The sequence below is a fragment of the Cellulophaga sp. F20128 genome (genome assembly GCF_023015805.1).
Classification (GTDB): domain Bacteria; phylum Bacteroidota; class Bacteroidia; order Flavobacteriales; family Flavobacteriaceae; genus Cellulophaga.
In genome coordinates this window covers 1-466 of sequence record NZ_JALKBA010000087.1, presented here as the reverse complement: position 1 = coordinate 466, position 466 = coordinate 1, and the positions used below count along the sequence as shown (strand labels likewise).

The following is a 466-nucleotide window of genomic DNA, read 5'->3' as shown; positions in this document are numbered from 1 at the left end:
TGCACAAACGCTATCGCTTGTCGCTCTCCTAGTTTCATTTCGTTTATAAATCGTTTTGTTATTTCCTCTAATTTATGTTTATCCAAACCTCTGCCGTCTTTAATTGTGGGGCTGATCACAAAGGATAATGTATTCTTTGTACAGTGATAGTTTTGGTCCTGGAGCATTTTGTATTCCTTGGTTATTTCTGCAGGAGACTCTCCATAGAGAAACTCTTTTAGTACAATTTCAGCATCCTTTTCCTGATTCCACCCATAGGACATGGAAGCTCTGGTATGGGAGATACTTTTGCCTTTTCCTATCATTATTGAAATTTTTTAAGATGTATTTTTATTTCATTGGCTAAGTCATATACTTCCTTAGCAAGGTTGGGATTGCGTTTTCTATACATATTCCCAATAGATTTAAAATTGTTATGATACTTAAGAAGCATTTTATAGAGTTCAATGTGTTCCTGCGTAAAACG

General features: G+C 35.2%; 1 pseudogene. It reads right to left on the bottom strand.

Features of this window, described 5'->3' with window-relative positions:
• Nucleotides 1-305, bottom strand: a pseudogene (locus MWU65_RS17845) (mobilization protein); the annotation flags it as partial.
• Nucleotides 306-466: the final 161 nt, after the last annotated feature.